General features: G+C 49.9%; 22 protein-coding genes. 3 read left to right on the forward strand and 19 right to left on the reverse strand.

Annotated elements, in window-relative coordinates; genetic code table 11:
• Window positions 1-43: 43 nt before the first annotated feature.
• From mobH to F384_RS09650, 4 genes are all read right to left on the reverse strand, one after another.
• Window positions 44-1858, reverse strand: coding sequence for a MobH family relaxase (gene mobH, locus F384_RS09635; RefSeq protein ID WP_065366073.1), 1815 nt, complete (start codon window positions 1856-1858; stop codon window positions 44-46).
• 12 nt (window positions 1859-1870) lie between these two features.
• Window positions 1871-2083 (reverse strand): toxin-antitoxin system HicB family antitoxin, encoded by a 213-nt coding sequence (locus tag F384_RS09640; RefSeq protein WP_046481276.1) that lies wholly within the window; start codon window positions 2081-2083, stop codon window positions 1871-1873.
• A 57-nt stretch (window positions 2084-2140) separates the two neighbouring features.
• The gene (locus tag F384_RS09645) at window positions 2141-2770 is read right to left on the reverse strand and encodes a ParA family protein (protein ID WP_046481277.1); all 630 of its coding nucleotides are present in this window, start codon (window positions 2768-2770) and stop codon (window positions 2141-2143) included.
• A gap of 317 nt (window positions 2771-3087) precedes the next feature.
• Window positions 3088-3570, reverse strand: coding sequence for a JAB domain-containing protein (locus tag F384_RS09650; RefSeq protein WP_046481278.1), 483 nt, complete (start codon window positions 3568-3570; stop codon window positions 3088-3090).
• 271 nt (window positions 3571-3841) lie between these two features.
• Between F384_RS09650 and F384_RS09655 the strand changes: the two genes are divergently transcribed.
• Window positions 3842-4183, forward strand: coding sequence for a DUF3742 family protein (locus tag F384_RS09655; protein WP_046481279.1), 342 nt, complete (start codon window positions 3842-3844; stop codon window positions 4181-4183).
• Window positions 4184-4187: 4 nt separating this feature from the next.
• Here F384_RS09655 and F384_RS09660 read toward each other — a convergent pair whose 3' ends face one another.
• The 5 genes from F384_RS09660 to F384_RS09680 are packed head-to-tail and all read right to left on the reverse strand — an operon-like array spanning window position 4188 to window position 8732.
• A complete protein-coding gene (locus F384_RS09660; RefSeq protein ID WP_046481280.1) occupies window positions 4188-5684 on the reverse strand; it encodes a conjugal transfer protein TraG N-terminal domain-containing protein in 1497 nt (498 codons plus the stop codon).
• Window positions 5681-5998: a hypothetical protein gene (locus F384_RS09665; protein WP_046481281.1), complete on the reverse strand. Its 318-nt coding sequence runs from the start codon at window positions 5996-5998 to the stop codon at window positions 5681-5683. The genes F384_RS09660 and F384_RS09665 overlap by 4 nt, the downstream gene beginning before the upstream one ends.
• Before the next feature lie 2 nt (window positions 5999-6000).
• Window positions 6001-7359 carry an integrating conjugative element protein gene (locus F384_RS09670; protein WP_077259946.1) on the reverse strand — a complete coding sequence of 453 codons (1359 nt, stop codon included), beginning with the start codon at window positions 7357-7359 and terminating at the stop codon, window positions 6001-6003.
• Window positions 7360-7392: 33 nt separating this feature from the next.
• Window positions 7393-8322, reverse strand: a complete 930-nt coding sequence (locus tag F384_RS09675) for a TIGR03756 family integrating conjugative element protein (RefSeq protein WP_046481282.1) — start codon at window positions 8320-8322, stop codon at window positions 7393-7395.
• On the reverse strand, window positions 8319-8732 hold the full coding sequence (locus F384_RS09680) for a TIGR03757 family integrating conjugative element protein (protein ID WP_046481283.1): 414 nt from the start codon (window positions 8730-8732) through the stop codon (window positions 8319-8321). The genes F384_RS09675 and F384_RS09680 overlap by 4 nt, the downstream gene beginning before the upstream one ends.
• Before the next feature lie 28 nt (window positions 8733-8760).
• Between F384_RS09680 and F384_RS09685 the strand changes: the two genes are divergently transcribed.
• Together F384_RS09685 and F384_RS27920 are read left to right on the forward strand one after the other, a co-directional pair.
• The gene (locus tag F384_RS09685; RefSeq protein ID WP_148675904.1) at window positions 8761-8994 is read left to right on the forward strand and encodes a hypothetical protein; all 234 of its coding nucleotides are present in this window, start codon (window positions 8761-8763) and stop codon (window positions 8992-8994) included.
• 346 nt (window positions 8995-9340) lie between these two features.
• Window positions 9341-9892, forward strand: coding sequence for a hypothetical protein (locus tag F384_RS27920; protein WP_049106081.1), 552 nt, complete (start codon window positions 9341-9343; stop codon window positions 9890-9892).
• A 108-nt stretch (window positions 9893-10000) separates the two neighbouring features.
• On the opposite strand, the gene F384_RS09695 is transcribed toward F384_RS27920, so the two are convergent.
• The 10 genes from F384_RS09695 to F384_RS09740 form a co-directional block, all read right to left on the reverse strand.
• Window positions 10001-10189 (reverse strand): hypothetical protein, encoded by a 189-nt coding sequence (locus F384_RS09695; protein WP_046481285.1) that lies wholly within the window; start codon window positions 10187-10189, stop codon window positions 10001-10003.
• A gap of 265 nt (window positions 10190-10454) precedes the next feature.
• Window positions 10455-11612, reverse strand: coding sequence for a hypothetical protein (locus tag F384_RS09700; RefSeq protein ID WP_046481286.1), 1158 nt, complete (start codon window positions 11610-11612; stop codon window positions 10455-10457).
• The gene (locus F384_RS09705; protein WP_046481287.1) at window positions 11602-12528 is read right to left on the reverse strand and encodes a hypothetical protein; all 927 of its coding nucleotides are present in this window, start codon (window positions 12526-12528) and stop codon (window positions 11602-11604) included. Before F384_RS09705 ends, F384_RS09700 begins: the two co-directional genes overlap by 11 nt.
• Window positions 12529-12722: 194 nt before the next feature.
• Window positions 12723-15425 carry a conjugative transfer ATPase gene (locus tag F384_RS09710; protein ID WP_046481288.1) on the reverse strand — a complete coding sequence of 901 codons (2703 nt, stop codon included), beginning with the start codon at window positions 15423-15425 and terminating at the stop codon, window positions 12723-12725.
• Window positions 15425-15826: a TIGR03751 family conjugal transfer lipoprotein gene (locus tag F384_RS09715; protein WP_046481289.1), complete on the reverse strand. Its 402-nt coding sequence runs from the start codon at window positions 15824-15826 to the stop codon at window positions 15425-15427. Before F384_RS09715 ends, F384_RS09710 begins: the two co-directional genes overlap by 1 nt.
• The gene (locus F384_RS09720) at window positions 15826-17247 is read right to left on the reverse strand and encodes a TIGR03752 family integrating conjugative element protein (protein ID WP_046481290.1); all 1422 of its coding nucleotides are present in this window, start codon (window positions 17245-17247) and stop codon (window positions 15826-15828) included. Before F384_RS09720 ends, F384_RS09715 begins: the two co-directional genes overlap by 1 nt.
• Window positions 17247-18077 (reverse strand): TIGR03749 family integrating conjugative element protein, encoded by an 831-nt coding sequence (locus F384_RS09725; RefSeq protein WP_046481291.1) that lies wholly within the window; start codon window positions 18075-18077, stop codon window positions 17247-17249. Before F384_RS09725 ends, F384_RS09720 begins: the two co-directional genes overlap by 1 nt.
• Window positions 18074-18715 carry a PFL_4703 family integrating conjugative element protein gene (locus F384_RS09730; RefSeq protein WP_046481292.1) on the reverse strand — a complete coding sequence of 214 codons (642 nt, stop codon included), beginning with the start codon at window positions 18713-18715 and terminating at the stop codon, window positions 18074-18076. Before F384_RS09730 ends, F384_RS09725 begins: the two co-directional genes overlap by 4 nt.
• Entirely contained in the window at window positions 18712-19071 is a 360-nt protein-coding gene (locus F384_RS09735; protein WP_046481293.1) for a TIGR03750 family conjugal transfer protein, read from the reverse strand. The genes F384_RS09730 and F384_RS09735 overlap by 4 nt, the downstream gene beginning before the upstream one ends.
• Window positions 19071-19409: a TIGR03745 family integrating conjugative element membrane protein gene (locus F384_RS09740; RefSeq protein WP_046481294.1), complete on the reverse strand. Its 339-nt coding sequence runs from the start codon at window positions 19407-19409 to the stop codon at window positions 19071-19073. Before F384_RS09740 ends, F384_RS09735 begins: the two co-directional genes overlap by 1 nt.
• Window positions 19410-19413: the final 4 nt, after the last annotated feature.

Raw genomic sequence — 19413 nt, forward strand, 5'->3', positions numbered from 1 at the left:
ATCACCAAAATTTGCGATACACCGCCAGCAGAGACAATCAATATTAGGTTCCAACAAACATAGATAAATATGGGTTATCCTCCGGAACAACATCACCAAAAATAAACTCTGGTTTTTCCAGAAAGTACCCTTTCAGCCGCCGTGTTTTACGGGGCCCCTTCACTTCACAGGTAAAAATATTTGTACCATCATTGTCGTAATAGTGAAGTGACAGTCGCTGAAACGCCCTCTGAACAGGTTTCCACTGTTCTCCAGTCTCTCCCGTCGTGGACTGGATATACAGCTTAAAAATTCCCGGTGAGACCAGGAATACCCTACCGGCAACCATATGAACTGGCGCACCGGATTCATTAATCATCATCTTCCGGGTCCGAATACCTTCCCGCAACCAGTCGACAAACCCCTGGCCTGATACGGAACGGCTAGTAGTCCTTGGCTCCGCACCAGTCAACTTTTCTTCAGTGATGTCTGTTCGCTGAGTCAGAGAAATTCCGCCCATCGGCTCTTCTATCGGCGAGACAAAGTCATTGATAATTTCCTCATCCGATAGTGCAGGTGCAAATAGAGAAAGTGTCAAATCTGCCAGAGATTCCCCTTTTCCGGTAATCTGTCCAACGGGAATCTCTAATGCTATCTCTGGTTCGGCGTTTTCATCCAGGTTGGAAGTTTGCGGCGCTGTCGCGTCTGGAATAACCTGACCAGCAAACAGTGTCGGCCGCTCCTCCTGCGTCCCCCAAATTCGTGACGGCGATAATCGCAGTAACGTTAACGGGCAGCCCGGCGCCCAGCCACCGTCAGCTTTAATCTCACATGACCAGACAGCCTTATCTTCCGACGTCGGGATAATCAGCCCATGCGCCTGCATTTCATCAAACAGCCGAACATTGCTATCAGGCACGCTGGTCACCCCCTGTTGTAGCAGCCAGGCCCGAACCCTGTCAGCAGTAGTTTTACTGATAAGCCACAGGGCATCTTCAGTCAGCCAGCCGTCTGAGCCTGAATGGGGATTACTTAGTTTAAACTGAGTCTGTACCAGTTGACGCAAAGCCGTCAGCATCTGCTTCGCTAGCGACGGTTGCGGACGTTCCAGTGCGGTGCTGGCATTCGCCCCCATAAACTGAGCCACCGATGCTCGATCTGCTTCCTGTACCAGTTCGCCCATAATACCCGCCCGGTCGTAATGCCCGTTGATACAATATAAAAATGACGTGTATAACTCCTGATACTGTGCCAGCCAATTAAGAGCAGTAATGGGCAGAATATGAGTTGCCAGTAATCCCCCAACTACCGGATGAAGCTGATGATCACGTTTCTTGTGGTACTTCAATCGGTACGGTTTACTAAGTACTCCTTGCCACGGATACCAGGGCTGCTCATCATCCGTCGTCACCAAGATATCTGTGGCTATCTTCCCGACATCATGCAGTAATGCCGCGTAGATAACCCCCGCCGTCCACGCCTCCGCTTCTCGGGCCTGATCTTCAGGCGCAGCACCTGCCGGGAGAAGATGGCGCTGACGTAATTTCGCGGCAAACGCCATAACTTCCAGAGTGTGGTCCAGTAGACCACCGGGATGGGAATGATGGTGGTATTCCGAAGCGGGTAGTTGCTGCACCAGTTCTGCAAATCGCCTGACCGGGATCTGATACAACTCCGTGAATAACGCCCCGGAGAGTGAGGTTCGCTGCCAGATAATTCGCATCAGTTGCTGCCGTAATGGGCTTGCCAGCAGGCTCTCAGCCGACATGGGATTCATCCAGCCTGGTCTGGTTTCCGGTACCATTGCTGCGGCAACCGGTCCAGACGGAATATCTGATCTTCTGAGCCATCTCAGCTTTGCATGAATGCCTGTTTTCATGAGTCCAGCCTTTCATTTATTCATTCTGCTCCAGAACTGATAGCACTCCAGCAGGAATGCCGTGATTGTTTTACCCTGCTCTGTCGCTGCAATCTTGATTTCGCGATGTAATAGCGGATTGATACGGATCTGGATCGGTTTTGTTTCGCCGGTTTGATGATCGGTAGTCGTAACTTCAAGCGGACGGGGCGTTACGGGAGATAATTTCAGTGGTTTCTTTGCCATAAGGGATCCGGAGTCTGAAATCATGAAATGCAATGTTCATGATTTCAGTTTGCTGGTTCAGGGACGGCTACTGACGCGAGTGCCAATTTCGTTGATGACATTTCTGGCCTGCTGATTAAGCGTTTTCCAGGGCGTTTCAGTAATAGAATATCCGGCATCCAGCGCAATACTGTAGCCCGGTTTGAACATAAGGAACGACGTGGCGCAGGCAAACTGCCAGGCGGAAATCGTCTGAATGGCGCTGCGACCTTCGGCCTGACTCGGCGCTTTACCGACCACATAGAACAGGCGACTATGGGGAATCCCTTTATGCACCAGCTCACGCCCCAGCAGCAGTGAGGGTTCCAGATCGTCGAGTGAGGTTCCGGTAGCAATCACCACAAGATTTGACTGACGGGAAATATCAAGAGAGGAAATATCGACAAACGGTCGGGTATCAACAATCAGGAACTGGTAATTGCTGGCGGCTTTGAGTGCCACATCATGTCGGCGATAAACCCCCGTTTCTACAGCAGGATAAATCCCTGCGTTATCGCGACGTTCCGACCACTTTGCGGAAGTCTGTTGCTGGCTGTCGAGGTCTGCCAGATGCACTTTTTTGCCGGAACGGGCAAATTCAACGGCAGTCGCACGGGCGAGAGTGGAGCGGCTGACACCGCCTTTCTGGCTGATGAAGCTGATAATCATACTGCCTCCTGACGCAAAATAATGAATGCAGGGGGAACATTGCCGAAAAATAAACCGCATGGCGGCAATAAACTGTATTCACGTCGGACATAATTTTATGAAAACACACTTTCATGAAAATCGGTTTTCTTGTTCAGTGAGATATCCTTTATCTCCAGGTCTTTTCTGGTAAAGCCTGTTACCTCTTAACCCCCTTTACCCTTGCCCTTTCCTTTAAATCCTTTCCTGCGAGGAATAAATTCATGAATATCTGTTTTCATGAAAAAAAAATGGCAAAAAAAACCCTCCGTAAAGAAGGGTATTTCGGTAATAATGAATCACAACAAACCATGTTCAGCGAACGAATAATGATTCTCACCAGGGGAGACAATCATATGGTCCAGCGTTTTAATATCCAGCATAGAAAGACATTTCACGATATGCTCTGTCACCGTTTTATCTGTCTGACTGGGATTAACTTCACCTGATGGGTGATTGTGGGCCAGAAGAACTGCCGCAGCATTTCGCAGCAATGCTTTGCGAGCAATAATACGGGGATGAATGCTTACATGATCCAGCGTGCCGCTGAATATAATTTCAGCTTCAATAATCCGGTTCTGATTATCGAGGAATATTACGCAGAAATGCTCCCGTTCATGATCGCTTAACTGCAGACGCAGATAATCAACAAACATTGCCGGACTCACAATTCCTGGTTCCGACTCTGCTGCCATAAAATCACTTTTTATCGCTCTGAGGGCGCGTTCAACCAGTTCTTTTGTTGCTTGAGAAGTTGTGTATTGCAGTGTAATTTCGGACATAGTAAGACTCCGGTGTAAAAAAGAGGGATTGAGTTGGAATAAGGAGGACACCACGCGTGATGCGTTGCTCGTTTTCAGGTGCGTGAGCATTAAAGGGCGTGAACTGAGTTCACCAGGGCGCTGCTACAGCAGCAATATGCAGAGCCAGTATGCTGATGGCTGTATAGAGTAAATACCGGGAATTAATTCTCAGTAATAAAAGAAACCGTTGTCTGATTTTTGTACCAGTGATAACCTGTGTTCATATTTTATTCAGTACAGGAAGTGCAGAATGAAACAGCAGAATATTGGATATCGTCTTGGTTTCCGGACCCGTCAGTTTGTACGCTGGCTCAGCGTACAGGAAATCCGACTGCAGCAGCGTGGCGTACCGTACTGGATAACAAAACTTCCTCTGTATCTTTGCATTGCCGCTGCGGTGGGATTGCTGCTTGCTGGCGCACTGTTTGCCGCGTTATGCCTGGCACTGATGATATTTATGGCTTGGTACCTGAATACTGCGGCTAATGGAAGAAGCGAAGGCCCAAAGGGAGACGAACCTTCGGATGGTTATAATGCAACAGGACCCGAAGGCCCTGGATTTTATTACAGCGGTAGGAGAATCGACGACTAAGAAGTTATCTTCCTACTTTCCGTGCGATAACATCACCCATCCTTCCACCTGATTTATTGGCGTCGGCTGATCCTGTAATAGCAGCCCGTTCGATCACCCCTCCCAGTTGAACTCCAGCCCATCCCAGCGCCCCCATCCAGAATGCAGGGAGCACGATAAACATCGTTCCCATCACAAACTGCATAATCAAATCGTCCTGGGTATTCTGTATCCCGGCCAGATTCCATGAACTGTGGGCATCGCCATCGTACAATAACGTCAGCATCCAACCGTCCAGCCAACGAGCCAGCTCCCACCAGAAAGTCAGGAACATCAGACCGAACTGCGCGAACGTCAGCGTCAGCACCGTTTTGATGCTGTAGGCAGAGAACACCGTCACCAGGGGGATGCAAATCACCAACACCATTAACAGAATAGCCTGCACCATTGGTAATGCCTGACGTAGTGAATCAAAAGCCGGAAACGCCGCCAGTGATGCCAGCGAATGGCCCAACGCCGCCCCCGTTCTGGCAAGACTATTGGTCAGAGTCGGGTCAACGTTACCGCCATAGCCCCTATACACCAGCCCGTCCTGCGATACCGTCATATTGCGCGGACTGATCAGCGCTCGCAGTACCGCCTCTTCATAGTTTTCCTTGCTGTAAGCCATTTTCTTAAATGACTGCCAGACATCCGGCTTAACCTGTGCCAGCAGTCGGGGTTTCAGTCCCACATCCGCATCAGACCACCACTGTTTGCAGGTCGGGTAGCCACCATTTCCCGTATTCACCAGTCCTGCATCCCGATTACTGTCATACGGCCAGGCGCTTCGTGGCGAACGGGCATGGTCAGTATCGTAATACCCTACCTGCGTCATAAATCGCGAGGAACCCGGCCAGGCCACATCCAGACTTTCGCCCAGGGTAAGTTCACCACCGCGCTGCTTCAGCCGTGAAAGTGATGGGGAATAGCACTCCATTACAAAATCACGCAGTTCCTGCCCTAACACCGGGTCGCTGATGCGGGTATGCTGCACTTCAAACCTGAGTTGTCGCAGGTCCGGTTTACACGGCAGCGTGGCAGTGGCAGCGCTGACCATCCCTTTGGATACAGCATGGATCAGATACCACCACACCGGCACCGCCGCCGTCTGACCGGAAATATCACTCACCAGTGGCGCATAACCTGACTGCTCCGGCGCGACAGGCATGGTGAAATTGCACTGTTTCGAGCGGTCGGTGTTGTACTTCATTTGCGTGATATCGATATTCAGCAACGGAACGCAGGTAAACATAATGACCAGTAGCGCCACATAAATCGTATTCTCCATCCAAGCCAGCGTCAGCCCGCCCGCATCACCTTCATCGGCACCCTGTTCCCGCGCTTTCAGCCAGAGGGATAACAGTTTCATCAGCAGCGGCAGCGCAAACAACCCCGTCGCCGTAATGGTGTCCCATATTCCGTTACTGATAAGCCAGCCCAGCAGCGTCAGGGCATACTCCAGGTAGCTGTATGTCGTCATGCGCCGTTCCCCTGTTGCAGCAGGTTACTGACTTCATTAACCGCCAGCAGAACCAGCGACCAGCCAGCAATGCGTTTCAGATGCGCCCTGCTCTGAACAGATAAACGCCGGTACAGAGAAAAACCAATGACGATACCCGAGATGTAGAGGCTTAACCGCCAGGCCAATAATCCATATCTCACCTGATACAGCGTATTTTGCAAAGACATCTCCGGGGACGTGAAGCGAAGTGTCAGTCCAGCGATAATCGCTACCCCGGTTAGCAGACCCACAGCCATCAGCGTAGATCTTAAACGTATCCATATAACATACATGGTTACTCCTCCCCGGCGGATTTGCTGAGATCATTCACTCGTTTGCTACCATCATCCTCCACGCTGACAGCCTCACCACGGGTGGCATCACGCAGCGTCTTACGTGTCAGAACGGAAGTACTGGCGTTATCTGCCAGCATTCGCCGCATCTCAAGTTCGAGCCGAAGCTGGTTCAGTTCCTGGTCAAGCTGCATCGTGGTCTGATTCAGTTGCGTTTGCGCCTCTTTTTCCGCCGCAATATTGGGTTCCCGCGCCCCAGCCAGAAGTGTGCGCCGGGCCATCAGCGCCTGTTCCATCACGCGGGCCAGCGCCATCTCACCAGATAAACGCTGTACCAGTACCGCTGCATCAGGATCGTCACGCAACGCCTCCACTACGCCACGTGTCAGTTGCAGGCTACCTCCAGAAGCTTTGCCGAGGTTCTCATAAGTGGGTTTTATGCTGCCGTTAACCAGTTCGGTCAGTACCTCTGCAATTTTTTCCTGCTCTTCGGCAATCAGTGGCGACAGCCCCACCCCAGCCTGCGCACCGGTTTTATCTTCACTGCTGCCAGAAACATCGTTATCCGGCGCGACGTTGATGGTCTGTTCACCGACGACTCTGGTCATCCAGGACGCCGCCTCTTCTGGTTTGCTCCAGACCTGACAGAGCTCTCCCTGGCATTGTGACGGAGAAATACTGCCGGTATCGGTCACACTGCGCTGGTTCAGGATGTTGTACCCAACCCTGGTCGTATCGCCAACCAGCCTGATGGGTTGCTGCCCGCTCCCCCCTCGCTTCTGTCCTCCTACCCAGGTTTTTCCCTTACTGGCAGCTTCCTTCGCCACCTTCTTTTCTGCCCGCACCGCATCTGCTTCACTGACAGCAACACTCTGATAGTTTTCCGCCTTTGCACTTTGAGTCCATGCCGAACCGTAGGCAAAATCGGTCATCTTCTCGGCCATTTTCTGGCAGGTCAGCTGCGATTTATCAAAATCAATACGCCCCTGTAGCACCCCGTTAGTTAGCAGGTCGTAAAGCTGGGGATTAGCACGCTGAATGATCATCGCGGGGAGACTGGCAACAGCAGAAGTGGCAGACTGAATAACGTTGCCCATTAAATCCTGAAACCCCTCAGTTACACCATTCAGTTGGTTACGCACTGTGGTGCTGATATCGAAATTTCCGCACATCAGGTCGGCATTCCAGCCAGCCCGTACATTCAACAATTGCGTGTTACGCCGCGTCAGCGCCGGGGTTATCACCGAGCCTCCGCCAATCTGATAGTAAAGTGCGTCAGCAATCGCCCCCTGCTGATCCACGCTGTAGTTGTTCTCTGCCGCCAGCGCTGTATGGCAGAAAATGCTGGTCAGCATAGCCATCAGGACCGGTTTTATTTTTGATGCCATAGTGATTTAACCTCCGGTACTGCCAAGAAGAGTCTGCCCACGACGCTGACAGCATGAATACGGACGCCAGAGCGTCCAGGCGTAACTGCCATTTGTTGACAGCCGGTCGGCATAGGTATTGATTAGGGTGCGGTCAGGAAAAATGGCGCAGCTCATGCTTATTTGTGGGGTAAGTATCTGCCAGGTGTGATTTCCGGACTTGACTTCCATTACTGGCGATGGCGGCCAGTAACCTGGGCGGGAAGAAGCAACCAGCGGCAGGTAAACATGAAGCTGCCCGGCGCGGGTGACAATATCGGCAGTGCGCTGAGCGACAACGGCCCCGGCCTTATAATCATGCGTTTGCCCCAGCGCACCGGCCCGTGGATAAACATTGCCCCACAGATCACCAGGCTGACCGACTTCACGCAGGCCCGGCGTTAATGCTTCGGGATACAACATCTCCGGTACGCCACTGCGCCACGCCAGCATATCCAGCGTGCTGACAAAATAAGGCTGGAACGGCACGACATTGCTGCTGCAACTGTAGCCGTATGAACTCAGGAGCTTAAAAAAGGTGGCATCTGCCGGGTGACCGAAAGCATCCGAATTTTTGAAACGGATTTTGGTTTTGCTATTTCCGATGCGCGGGTTAGTGTCACCGCCTCCTTCTGCACCAGAAATGGCACTACCGGCAAACGCCATTTCACGCCATGGACTATCACCGGGCGTGTTATAGGCCGATACCACCAGCTCCGGCAGATTGTGTTTCACTCGTACCGAGGTTTTGACCGTACAACCGAACGGTGTACACAGGAGCCAGTAACAGATGCCGACAACACGATACTGCAGGCAGTCCGGAGCAAGAGCGGAGGCAATTATTTGCGGCGTGGTGATGGCGGTGGCTGGCAAAGTCACAGCCAGCAATGACGGAATAAGCGAGCGCAGTGCTTTCATGGCTGCTGCTCCCGCCACATTTCCAGCTTCTGCTGTGCCAGAGCGACATCAGTCGTGCCGTAGACCACAAATTTGTCATCGAACACCACTGCCGGAACCTTTGCGATATCCAGCATCCGGGCATCAAGCAACGCCTGATACGCGCGGTTCAGTCGAGCCTCCTGTAACTGCCAGTCAGGTTGTTGCATTCTCTGCTTTGCCTGATGCTCGGCAACTGCCGGATTATCAGACAGTACCGGAAACAGCGACTGCTCCAGTACCTGAACATTTTCCAGAATCTGCACCAGCACGCCGGGCTGCGGGTCAGCTACCAGAAGTTTTGGTGTGGAATAAACCACCGTCTGAGCCAGTGCGCCGGAGGCCACCAGCGCAGCAGACAGCATAAAAAAAAGGTGTATTCGTAAACGCATTTTTCTCCCTCAAATCATGAAGCGATCTGTGGGATTTAATGCTCAAGAGGCGCAGGCAACAGCAGAGAACTCAAATCCTGAAACGAAGGAAAATTCACAAACAAGTGAACCCGGAAGGGAGATACACTACACCATCGTATTTACCAGCAGAGAACAAACTGCTTTTGCTGAAACGGAAATGAAATTCAAAATATTACTATTATTTTCCGGGTTGGCCGGTCAACCTGAACGAATGATATGCAAAGTTCTGACAGGTAGCTAAGAGCGAGGAACGGCTATTCTTGTACAAACTTCGTCGCTAAATAGCTGCGTCTAATCCCGCTGCACTTGCCATTTATTGACTTGTGGCAGTTACACAAGAGCAACACATCGCGAGATCGGCGTAGTGCCGCTTAGCGGGGAAAACAGCTCCAATCCCTTGTCCTGCAAGGGCTGGAAAAAGTGTAGCACTATTGCGCGCAGCTATTTAGATTGCAGTGAAGCCATTGATTGACAAGTGAGCCGAATCAGACGAGTAGCCAATGAAAGTAAAACTTCGCCAACGATGATATTCTCAGTAAGTCATTTTACTATAAATTTTCCATCTAGTTCGAATATAAGGGAATACTATGCACCACCCAATACCCTCACAGCTAAATGCGCCTGAAACCCTGGATTTTTGTCTACAAGTTGTTCCTGATGCTCACGCAGTATTGATTAACAATGAACCTTTTCCGGGAGCGGAAGTTATGGACTGCTTTCCGAATGTTGAAATGGTAATTGAACAGAATGGTGGCAGGGCTGTTTACGGTTGGGCTATCTGGCAGGTACCAGGAGTTTATATTGAAGCTGAGTTCCACTGTATTTGGGAGAGTGATGATGGTGAAATGCTGGATATTACCCCATATCCTTATCGTACGGACAACATTCTTTTTCTCCCTGATAGTTCGCGGATTTATAAGGGTCAGCAGGTAGATAATATCCGTCAGGCTCTGGTAAATGATCCTGAGGTGATCAGGTGGTTGTACCTTGCCAGAAAACGTTTTGAAATCTTAAATACAGGTGACCTAGCGAACAAGCATGGACGTATTGAATTGCCACCAAAATTAGCCAAAGAGTTCAGTAAAGTTATTGAAGAGACAGAAAGGCTGGATTCCCGACTAAAACGACGGTATTCATGACGAGAGGACATCACTATTACCAGTAACCATTGGGAAAATAATACATACGGAGGTGATGTACGAGTTAGTTGTGTTATGGCGGCCTATGCCGCCATTTTTAATCAGTGATTAGCAAACCCACGAAGTCATACCCGTAATTACGGCTTTAGTTAATGCAATTAACTCCTCGTCAGAAAGATCTTCTAGCTCCTTTCCCGGGTATAGGGCTGGCATCATTCTATTAGCAACATGTTCCAGTTCAATATATTTCCCTAAAAGTAAGGCGTCTTTGTATAGTTCAATCAGTTCTGCTTTCATCAATAAATCCATCATTATATTCAAAAAAACAACAGCCAGGGAAAATTATGTAACTAGGCGATACTGCCTGGCACCGTGATTTCTGTATGTAAACAGTTGGCCTTTCTCTAATTGATTAACTTACAGTGATGTTAAAAATATCGGCTCTTGGCACTTAGCGGTTGGGGTGCAGGCCCGCTAAGACTACAATGAGCGAGGAGCGGAAGGTCGCTTTTGCTCCCGTATTAATAGTGGGTATTAATCAATCGGGAGCAGAACCATAGAGTTAGCTGTTTGATTCAGTATCAGCAACTCTTCTATATTTAGTAAGCAATTCTACTTTACGTAATTCAATCTCACGCATAATGTTTGATTGAATATCATGTATTTTAGAGGGCGACGCACCTTTAACCTTTATATTTATAAAGGTAATGCACAATTCAGGATTCACAGGGGTTTTTCTTCCATATTCACTAAACTCGTATGCAACCTTACATTCACCTGAATAGGATTCATAGCTAATTGTATAACTAGCGACAACCTTAGTAACACGTACATACGGGTGTATGTGTTTCCATTTGACAGATATTATATTCTCTAGATTTCCTTTGACTCTATACTGGTCAATATCTTTTTCGAGGAAATTAGTCACAGCATCTGATTGTTTTTCATAACCAGTAGAATGATCAGGATTAAAATGAACATCATCTATTTTTTGATGGTAGAATAAGTATCCAATATGAAGGGAGGCTAATTCATTAAGGAATTTCACTCTATTTTCATTTTCAAAATCATCCATCAGAACTCTACCTCGATGAGGCGAATGCTCAATTATATTATTGCTTTCCAAATGCCCCTCTATCAAGGTTATGACATTTTCAGCTATTTCTTTAGTTTCCGGAGATGTGTGATTTAGTTTGACATTCATTAAAAGCTGGGAGTTACCAGTGATGCCATTAAAGTCTTTCTTGATTTCCACAGATCCTTTAAAGAATTTCTCAGTTATATACCAATCATCTAGAATATCTGTTTTACAAATTTCGAACTCCATTATTACGGAATTATTACTTCTACCATCTAGGGATGTAAAATCGCTAAAATCTGATATTTCATAATTAATATAACCATTTTTTGTAATTTTACCAACATCTACAAAACCACTAACTTCCTCAAGTAAATCAACATCTTGCTTAAGATCGAAATTCCTAAAATTTACTTTATCTAGTTTTTCCTTTGTTTTAATGCTGCTTAATAAATCATAAGATTCATCAGGGCTTAGTAAAGAGGTGATCAAGTTTGGAACTGTGCCTGATTTTTCAGACACTCCGCAAAAAAGCCCTCTTTCTTTAAGTAGATTATTGATCATTGTAGAGCTACAGTTCTGCTGGCTCACAAGATTTTTCAGTTCATCTCCGGAGGGAATGAAATCAATATCATTTTTCATCAGAAATGCTCCTGAAAGTGCTATTATAAGAATCAACGATTAATGTAATATCCCCTACGACATCCTCAGTGCCATCTTCAAAACCCTGTGCCATTTTGACTTCATCAACTGAAGGGGAGTCTGTGAGTTTATTATATTTATTGAAATAAATCTCATAATGATTTGCGAAATCGGAACAAAGTTTTCTAGCTAATTTATATACCAACCCTAGTGATTCCTTACTATAATTAAAATCGCAAAGTAATATAAACTTTCGCCCATTATCATCAGGCACAGAAATAGGAATTATTGGAGAGGTAATGTATTCAACAGGCATTATCTTAGAATGTCTTGTTGAAGATGAAACATTTAAGGTAGTGTTAAGGCAGAAAAAAGATATTTCACCATGCTTTTTCTTGATAAAGCTTATCGAGTTGTATAAAAATTTAGCTCTTGCGTTATCAACGAGATGTATGGCGTTGAACTTGAGGGTAGAATCGATTCTATGATTGATGATTTCACCTTTAATATTATCATTTGAATCGCTTTCATCATTATTTAAATAAAACAAAACCCCAATATCTTCTTTTCTTGAACTACCTGGAAATTGTTTTGTTATGGTTCTTTTAAACTGGGATTTTGAATAACATTCAATGGTATGTGCCAAGTCTCTGAAATGTGAACGAAAAGTAGTTTTGACTTTATCGTAAGGTACTGATGAATATTTTGCAGAAACAACAACGCTTACTAATGATTGTTTTTGAAGCATAGAGTTGTAGACATACAAAGCATCTATTCCATGTGTCTTTTTAGCATGCTCTCCCACGCAGCAATCTAATTGCTTGTTACTACATAGGTTTTTCCATCCAAAGAGTTTCAGAAAGTCATTGACTATCTCTTCTCCCACCTCTCCGACATATTTTGAGAACTCGCCCATTACCTAAACCGCCGTCTATTAAATTATAATTCTTTATAGTATTAATCTTATTCACATTTATCAACATTAGGAGTAAGCAAGACGAATTTGTAGTGAGTCATCAATCGACTTCTGCCTCTGGCACAGAGCAGCCTGTCAGATTAGGTTTCGCCCTGTGCCGTAACAATGTCAGCTCTTACATGAGCTAATACAATTTATGCGAAAGTATTCAGCCCTCTCAGACTGTCAATCCGCTTGGCAACCTGAATAGCCGCATCCAGTTCACTTATCTCCTGCTCACGCATCAGCTGCGCACGTTCGGCTTTCTCGTGCTTTTCCGTCATCCCCAGCGCCAGAAATAAACTCGGGGGAACGACCCGAAATAGCGCTTCAATTTTCGTCGCCAGCACTACGCCTTCGGTATATTTCCCGGACGCTTTCGTGGCAGACAACAGCAACTGCTTCTGCTCCTGTGTCAGGTTTTTAAACCGCTCCAGTTGCTCAACTTCCTCCGGGGGCATAACCAATAGCTCCCACCATTCAATCATGTTGAGTAGCTTCTTCGCATCGTCCGGGAAGTCCGACAGATTCTGTGTAGCAAGCCATAGCCAGATACCGAGCTTGCGCCACATCTTGGAGCCTTTAGTCAGGAACCGCGCCAGCAACGGGTTAACAGTGATGATGTGCGATTCATCGGTAATATTGACGATGGAGCGGGAGAGATGCTGGTCACGCTCGCCGATATTGTTGATATGGTTAATCAGCGAGATATAGGCAATTGCCAGTTGCGCTTCGTAGCCCTCGCGGGCAAATGTCGCCAGGTCCACCAGCGTGATATCAGCATCCGGCCAGGGTTCACCTTCCCGGTTGAATAGTTCCCCTTCAAAACCAGAGCAAAACATGTTCATACTTTCCGCCATCTCATAGGCACGGACACGGCGGTTCTCTGGCAACGTCGGGGCTTTTGCCAGAGTAAACAGCGCATCGCGCACATCCTGCGTCAGCGTCTGGCGTTTTGCCTGGTGGCAGATCCGGGCCGCATCCAGAATTGCCTGACGTATCATCGCCCGATCCGGACGGGTCAGACGCGCATCCTCCTTCACCTCACCACCAGTTATCATCAACCGGGCCGTGATTTCCATCTCACCCAGAATGTCGCGCTGATCATCGCCATCCTGTTCAGGCTGATCCTCATCATCAGGAATATCGGCGCTGACGGGCTCCTCCACCAGCCGCCAGGCATCAGCAAACAACGGCAGAGTCACGCCACTGCCCGGTTTCAGGCTGATCTTGTTGACGGTCAGGCCATAACGCTTTGCATAATCCGCAGTCAGACCAAAGGAGTTACCGGCTTCAACAATAAACAGACGAGGGCGATGTAATGCCATCAGTTGCGCGATTTTACCGTTGAGCGTGGCAGATTTACCTGCACCGGTCGGCCCCAGCAGAAGCAGGTGACCATTTTTGGAGCGATCGTCTTTATTCAACGGATCAAAATCCAGTGGCGTGCCGCCCCGGTTGAAATAGCTGATGCCTGGATGCCCGGTACCGGTCTCCCGCCCAAAGACTGGCAACAGGTTGGCGATATGCTGGACAAAATTAAACCGTGTATAAAGATTGCGTTTATCCCGCGCCGGATCGAAGTTCGCAGGCAGCCAGCGCAAATAACTGCTCAGCGGTACAACCTCGTCACCGTCCTGTACCGGCACCAGCCCAGCGTTAAGCAACACGCTGTTCAGTTCACGGTTCTGTTTGTTCAGCGCAGAAATATCAGAAGCTGAAAGATAGAATGCCAGCGTGCTGCGATACATCTTATGACCGTCTTTCAGCCACGTTTTCACCTCCTGGCAGTCGGATTTGGTGTATTCAGAGTCCACATTTTCACCGATGGCACGATCTGCCAGGCGGTTAAGATGCGCCTCCAGTAAGTCCTGGGGGTGCACTACCATTGTCAGCGACATCACCGTGGATTCCGGCAGCAGATCAAACAGCGCATTAACAGCATCTCCACGCCGGGTCTCTCCCGTCAGATGCCCCGGTTGCGGCGCTTTTCGCAGGCGGTCAACGACAATCACTTTGTGCGGCAGATTATCAAAATACCAGAGGCCTTTCTCAGCATCCGACACCGGTTCGCTAAACAACAGATTCTCGGCGAAGTCATTCAATATGGGAGGGACGCCCGTTTCCTGCACATCAGGTTCGGTCACTGTATTATAAAACGCCAGTCGGTCATCCTTTACCGGAGCCGGGTTCAACCAACGAACCAGCCAGCGTGAAATGTCGGTTCTGTTCTGGCGACAGGCAGTCAACCCGGCCCCAGCCAGCGCAGAAACCAGACGTTCACAGGCATTATTCAGCGCCTGTTCCGGGGATTGTTCACCATGTGCCATTTTTGCTGGCAGGTAACGATAAACTACCATCCGGGTACGACGTATCTGCCCGCGCCACGGCGTTTTTGTCACTACGTCATCCAGAAACAAACCACCTGATCGGGTAATACTTCTCAGGTGGCGATCCATCTCATCGAGCCATGCTTCACTAAAGGCAGAACCTTTTGCCTCAGGTGTAACATAATCACGCAGCTTCTGCATATAACCACTGAAATCATCCTCGTTCTGGCAGAAAAACTGTATCACCCATGGATGCATGTCAGTTTCGTCAAATGAGTCCTGGAGGGCATCTTTAACGATATCGCGTACGTCCTCCAGATAATGCCGGGAGCGGCCTTCGGTACCCACTGGCGTAATATCGTAGATCGCGGCAACTGAGCATCCGTCATCCAGCAGCAGCGTCTGGCTGTCATCCTGAAACTCCACCCACGGCAATAAATCGGCGAATGAAGGACCTTTCTGATATGCCGCATTTGCTGCCTGCTGCGTCAGTTTTCCGCTGCGTGGTCGGCTTGCATTCTCTCTCATCACAGCGCCTCCGTGCGTTCGCCAGGAAGCGCATAATAAGTGCGGGAATGAAGTGGGAAGACCGTGGTATAACCGGGCACCGGCACCCCCTCACCTTCGGTCAGGTGTGGAAATACATACATAACCATATCGGGGTTAGGCAGACGTTTGAACTGTGTCTGGATCTCATTCTCCGCTGTGCGGGTGTACTTATGTTGCTCCTGGACTGAAATCTCTGTCAGCGGGCGACGTAACTGGCTGCGCTGGTCGTGCAGTGTGGCGCTGCCGCCGGTCTGGCGGCCCCACAGTGATAGCATGGTGGTGTTTTTATCCACGGGTAACAGCGTTTCCTGGGATGTACTGCATCCAGTGATCATCAACACCAGCAGCAAGGGCGTAAGGTGTATAAAGTGATTTTTCATCAGTCCAGCTTCCTTTTGTTCGCTGAGGATTGCGCATATTTCACCTTACGACCCTGAATCTCATAATCAACGGGGATTTGTCGGGTGATATGGATAGCGACGGGGTGACCGGGAGGAACATAGATGGCATCGAACATCTGGCCGTAACGCTGTTTAAACCAGTCAGCGCTCTCTTTCAGCCCGCCACCGAGCGCTTGCCCCAGGACGTATTGACCGCTGCTACCTGTAACTGCAGACGTGACCGAGCCACCATCCACTGTCGTGGTGGTCTGCCCGTTGGAAAAAGCGTCTGCAGCAGCGGAAGAACCCGCCAGCAGGAATTGCGAGCCGATATACTCAGCCGCGTTGGATTTTCGTTCACCGGGAATACACGGCAGACCGTGCGGATCGGATAGCCAGCCAATTTCGCTGCCCTGCCCTTTGTTGCTGTCACTATTAGCTTTGTTACCCGCTGATGGCACAGTGCGAATGGTGCCATCGCGAAAAACAAACGTCATGCTGTGAACCGTGCCACGCACGCAGGAGAGCGTCCAGTCGCCGGAAGCCGTGCCGGATATCACCGCGCCCTCAACATCCGGTAATTCGATACCATTGGCAGTGAGGTTATCCCGGCCAATCAGCACTTTAAACGGATACGGATCGCTCACCGTACCGTTGACCGGTACCCGTCCCAGCAGTGCTGTCATCGCCACTGACCCCGTAAGCGTGCTGTTTTCCGGCAGAGTATAAACGGGTGTTGCTTCGTCAATAGCACGCTCGCCTTTTGCCACCGCCAGAAATTCTTTCTTCTGCTTGCTGATGGCATTTTCTCCGGCATTGCCAAAAGACGATGGAAACTGCACGCCAGAGGCAGCAGATTGCCCGTGTTTGTCTAACGGCCTGGCATCTGCAGGCTCCACCCAGCGTACCGCACCAGCCGGAACATCCTGGTTATCCAGTCCCAGCCCCGGAGGAATATCACCGCCCACGCCAGCACCGGCCAGTGTGCCGGACTTCTGGCTTAGCTGGTTCAGCTTCTGCTGAAAGCTGTCCAGCATTGAAGTCTGTTGTTGCTTCAGCTCTTTGTTAAATGTCTCCCGTTCCCGGTTAAGGGCACTGTTGATTCGCCCTTCAACACTAGTGTCGCGCTCCCGCAGCCGCTGATTTTCTTTCACCAGCGCAGCGCTGTTAATGCGCATTTCCTCCATCTCTGCCCGATATTGCTTCATTTGACCCACCAGCGTAGCAACCGTGTCACGTGGGGTATCGCCATCGATACCCAACGCCTTCATTTCATCACCAGTGAGATCAGCCACCACGTTGCGGTCCACGGTCTGTGTTTCATTGCCGGAGGTACGACAGGCTTTCAGACCAATGAAACCCGCGCCGAGCAGAAGTGACGGGACAAGGATTTTCAGCAGGCTATTCGCTTTAAGCTGCATCACTTATCCCCCTTCGTCTTTTCCAGCACGGGCTCGGGCACAATGGCGCTGTCGGCGCTGCCATCCGTCACCAGATACACGACGGTGGTGTCCTCCGGCGTGCCGTGCGCACCCAACCAGCGGTGCTGAAATGTTGCTGTCAGAAAATTGCCCTGCAATGTGCGAGGATCGAGGTCAATGCGTCCGCGACTCTGGTTTTGCAGCTTAATCGCAGTAACCGTGACGTCTCCCAGTCGCCAGGCATTCAGCGGTGTAGCGGTAGCCAGTTCACCGGGCAAAAGAGTGGTGACAGCGGTGGGCAAACGTACCGGCACTGGCGTGATCCCCGCCACCGGCTCCACTGTGCGCAGCGGTGCATAGAGCATCTGCGCGGCATAACGAGTGAGCACCACCGGGAGCGGACCGGCGAATTCTTCCGGCGTTCCTGGCTTAACCTGATGTTCCGTGTCGTCTGGCATGACGGTATCGCTGCGCCAGACCGCATCGTTATAACGCAGCTCCAGCGGCTCCAGCTCATCACCCGCTGTCGCACGAATATCCAGCAAAATCAGCTCACCGCTATCTATATCAAACAGTTGCAGACGCGTATCAGGAAAATCTTCGGCGGCACGCAGGTAGACCGTGCCGCCGCTACTTTGAATGCGCAGTTTGCCGTCCAGCGCTACCGGATAACCCACCCGCACATTTTTGTTAACGAAGACCACCCGTTCATGTCCGGTATGTAGTTCAACCTGCAGCGGCAGGCGTTGCCATTGCACCAGTTCAGTGGCCTTAGTTGCACAGTGACAAAGCATGAAAGTCAGGAACAAAAAGAATCTGAATGGCTTCATGATTTTGCCTCCGTTGTTGCTGCTGCTTCCAGTTTCTGCGGGTGTCCAGCGAAACAGTCGAGCGCCATTCCCCAGGGATTTTTCTCTGCATCGACGTCATAACGCACAATATTCAGCGGGTAACGTACCAGTGCCCTTTTGACTGGTTCAGCGCGGTAGTATTCATCCACACTCAAATCGAGCGTCACTGTCCAGCGGTCACGACCAAGCACCTGTACCCGCTTGTTATGAAATCCACGCCCAGGGATTTCGTATACACCACGTACACGGTCGCGCAGTTCCCCACGGTCGCGACGCTGGCGATAATCATCTTCAAGCTGTAGATAGCAAGCAGGCGTCAAATAGGCCGTCAGCGCATTGAGGTTACGCGAGTAGTCTTCCTCACCATTAGTTGGCCAGCGGTTAATTTGCTGAAAGATATAAAAACTGAAGGCATAAACCTGTCCGGGCGGGATTTCCCACCACGGACGGGTACTACCCGCTCGTAAATCGGGGGGATTATGGATGGTCAGATGACGGGGTGCGCTCTGCCAGCCATACCACAAGGCAATACTGACCAGCAACATCAGGCCAATCACCAACCGTAGCGTCATAATATGGGCATCCCGCGCCGCCAGCGCATGTTTGAACTGGCTCATACTCTCTCACTCCTGCGTATCACCCATACGGCGCTTTCCTGCACCAGTTTCGGATCGCCAAAGCCGTAGCGTGCAAACCGGGCCCCCATCATCCGATACAGCCACGTATCCGGACGCCCGCGCTTAAGGCGTGCCAGCCACTTACCGCCGACCATAATAGCCAGCGCGGCACCCGCCAGTGCGCCTGTAGGGATCAACGCCCAAATCTTCAGCAAAACAGCGGGAAAAATTCCCCCCACAACACCAGTGACCAGGCCACCTCCCAGAGCAATAAACAACTCGGTGGTGGTCATACCCCGGAAAACAACCGGCTCCCGGTTCAGTCTGTCAGGCAGAAATTCAATAGTCTGTGCCATTACAGGACATCCCCCGCCTGAGTGAGCAACCAGATGATGATCACCAACAAAATCGCCCCAACACCCGCCATCGCGCCCAGGTCTTTCCACTGCTTTTTACCCGCCTGAATCTCGGAATAAGTGGAAATACAGCTATTGGCGACCACCAAAAAACCAACGGCACAAATCCCCAGCGACAGCAGGATCACGATGTCATAGCCATAATTTTTCAGGGTATCCATGATACCGCTGCCTTTGCCACGTGAAGGGTCTTCCATCGTTGGCAGATCGGCTCGCGCAGAAAGGGAAAATGCGAATGCAGAAGTCATAAGAGAACGCAGAACCGCTTTTTTCGTCATGGGG

It is taken from the genome of Citrobacter amalonaticus Y19 (assembly GCF_000981805.1).
GTDB lineage: Bacteria > Pseudomonadota > Gammaproteobacteria > Enterobacterales > Enterobacteriaceae > Citrobacter_A > Citrobacter_A amalonaticus_C.